This window comes from Ramlibacter sp. (genome assembly GCF_028292805.1).
GTDB lineage: Bacteria > Pseudomonadota > Gammaproteobacteria > Burkholderiales > Burkholderiaceae_C > Ramlibacter.
Genome location: NZ_JAQGLS010000210.1, coordinates 1 through 2,866, shown reverse-complemented (window position 1 = coordinate 2,866; position 2,866 = coordinate 1). Strand labels below are relative to the sequence as shown.

3 protein-coding genes are annotated in these 2,866 nt (G+C 72.1%); 1 reads left to right on the top strand and 2 read right to left on the bottom strand.

The window, feature by feature from the left end; genetic code table 11:
- Positions 1–1,295: DHH family phosphoesterase (locus tag JWP65_RS13025; RefSeq protein WP_299764368.1), on the bottom strand; the 1,295-nt coding region annotated here is incomplete at its 3' end.
- Positions 1,292–2,227, bottom strand: coding sequence for a phosphoglycerate mutase (locus JWP65_RS13020; RefSeq protein ID WP_299764366.1), 936 nt, complete (start codon positions 2,225–2,227; stop codon positions 1,292–1,294). The genes JWP65_RS13025 and JWP65_RS13020, both read right to left, overlap by 4 nt.
- 78 nt (positions 2,228–2,305) lie before the next feature.
- Here JWP65_RS13020 and JWP65_RS13015 point away from each other — a divergent pair.
- Positions 2,306–2,866, top strand: a 561-nt coding sequence (locus JWP65_RS13015) for an ABC transporter permease (RefSeq protein ID WP_299764364.1), incomplete at its 3' end; no start/stop codon positions are given.

Below are 2,866 nucleotides of genomic sequence, written 5' to 3'. Positions count from 1 at the left end.
ATCGCGTGCCCGCCGAACCGCAGCAGCACGCCCGGATGGCGCTTGGCCACCAGGTCGAGCGCATCGCGCAGGTGGAAACCCGGAATCGAGCGGCCCGAGCCTTTCAGCTCGTGCTCGCGTCCGGGCGCCTGGCTGGCCGCGAACACGAAGGTCGGACGATGCAGCTTGTCCTTGATGCGCGAGGCGACGATGCCGACCACGCCTTCGTGGAAGTCGGGGTCGAACACGCAGATGGCCGGCGGCGGCTCGTCGCCTTCCTCGAACAGCGATTCGGCGATGGCCATGGCCTGCTCGCGCATCTCACCCTCGATCTCGCGCCGGTCGCGATTGATGCCGTCCAGCGTGCGCGCCAGTTCGTCGGCGCGGGCCGGGTCGTCGGTCAGCAGGCACTCGATGCCCAGCGTCATGTCGGCCAGCCGGCCGGCCGCATTGATGCGCGGGCCGAGGGCAAAACCGAAGTCGAACGTGGTGGCGACCGGCGCCTTGCGCGCCGCCACCGTGAACAGGCTGGCCAGGCCGCAGGGCAGGGCGCCGGCGCGAACGCGCTTCAAGCCCTGCGCCACCAGCCGGCGGTTGTTGGCATCGAGCTTGACCACGTCGGCCACCGTGCCCAGCGCCACCAGCGGCAGCAGGGCGTCCAGCTTGGGCTGGGTCTGCTCGCTGAAGACGCCGCGCGCGCGCAGTTCGGCGCGCAATGCCAGCAACACGTAGAACATCACCCCGACCCCGGCGATCGATTTGCTCTCGAAGTCGCAGCCCGGCTGGTTCGGGTTGACGATCAGCGCGCCGGCCGGCAACACCGGGCCGGGCAGGTGGTGGTCGGTCACCAGAACCTGCAGCCCCAGCTGCAGCGCGGCGGCCACCCCTTCCAGGCTGGCAATGCCGTTGTCCACCGTGACCAGCACGTCGGCGCCTTGCGCCTTGACCCGCTGCGCGATCGGCGCGGTCAGGCCGTAGCCGTCGACGACGCGGTCCGGCACCAGGTAGTCCACGTACTGCGCGCCCAGCAGCCGCAATCCGCGCACGGCCACCGCGCAGGCGGTGGCGCCGTCGCAGTCGTAGTCGGCCACGATGCAGATCCGGTGGCCCGCCGCAATCGCGTCGGCCAGCAGGGCGGCCGCCTGCGGCAGGCCCTTCATGGCGGCCGGCGGCAGCAGCCGGCCCAGGCCGTTGTCCAGTTCGTCCTTGCCCAGGACACCGCGGGAGGCATACAGGCGCGCCAGCAGCGGGTGGATGCCCGCCTGCTCGAGTGCCCAGGCTGCGCGCGGGGGGATGTCTCTTGGAATGATCTTCACAGGCCGCCGAGCATGCCAGCAATCGAGGGCGGGGACAGCAAAGACCCCAGGCGGCGCCACACGCTGGCGCCCGGCGACGCCCAGCTGCGGGAATTTGCCTGGCCGCAGAGCGTCAGCCGCACGCTGTGCCCCTGGTCCAGCGCCGCCTGCAGCCGGGGGCCTTCGCGCGCATCCAGCTGCTGCCAGGCGGCGGCCCAGGCCGCACCGTCGTCGGCCAGGGCGGCATCGCGCAGTTGCTGCGCGACCTGCGCGCCGGCGGGCGACGGGGGCGGGGCGTCGGCCGGCAGGGCGCCGTTGCCGCTGACCCAGAACGAATTGACCGGCAGCAGGCCGGCGCGCTGGCGCTCGTCATTCAGCGGCACCGTGTACAGCAGCATCTGCATTTCCTGCTGCAGCCGCCGCAGCGGGCGGCCGGCGTCGCCGCCGGCCATCCAGCCGTCGACGGTGCGACCCACCACGCGGTCCAGCGAAGCGGTGGGCAGCGCGCGAAACAGCTCGCCGCGCGCCAGCCAGCGCAGCGGCGCCTGGTATTCCAGGTGGATGCCGTCCTCGGCGAAGTACGGCGCCATCAGCGCCAGCAAGGCCCGCGAATCGTCGCCATCGAGCTGCAGTTCCTGCGGGTGCGCCATCACGATGTGGTCGCGCGCCACCCGCCAGTGGCTGGGCGTGATCCAGGCCCAGGGCTCGTCGGCCACCAGGCGCCCGTCGTGGCGCAGCTGCAGGGCGGCCAGCGGCAGCAGGCCGTCGGCCACGGGCAGGCCGCAGGCCCGGGCAAAGGCGCGTTCGTGGGGCATCGACAGGTCGTCGACCGTGCCCCGGTCGACCCCGGGCGCACCGAGCCGTCCCAGCAGCCGGCGCAGCTGGGGCAGTTGCAACCCGGGCAGCGCCCGCGCGCAGGCCTCGGACGCGCACGCGGCGAAAGGAACGATCAAGTGGACACCGTCTGACACAGCCGTATTGTCGGGGATGCCACAATCCCCGGCGATGCACACCCCCCTCCGGCCCCGCTGATGGCACTTCCTTACGAGCTGGTTCTCGGCTGGCGCTACACCCGCGCCGGCCGCGCCACCCGCCGCAACGGCTTCATTTCCTTCATCTCCGGCGTCTCGATGCTCGGCATCGCGCTCGGCGTCGCCGCGCTCATCATCGTGCTGTCGGTGATGAACGGCTTCCAGAAGGAAGTGCGCGACCGCATGCTCTCGGTCGTCGCCCACGTCGAAATCTACGACGCGCAGGGCACGGCGCTGCCCGACTGGCACGCGACGGCCGCCAAGGCGCGCGAGAACAAAGAGGTCATCGGGGCCGCGCCCTTCATCGCCTCGCAGGCCTTGATCGCGCGCGGCGACGACATGCGCGGCGTCGTCATCCGCGGCATCTCGCCGAACGACGAGGCCACCGTCACCGACCTCGCCCGGCAGATCAAGGACAGCACGCTGTCCAAGCTGCAGCCGGGCGGCTGGGGCATCGTGCTGGGCGGCGAACTGGCGCGCTCGCTGGGCGTGAAGCCAGGCGACAAGCTGAGCCTGGCGGTCGCCGGCGGCCTCGTCACGCCGGCCGGCATCGTCCCGCGG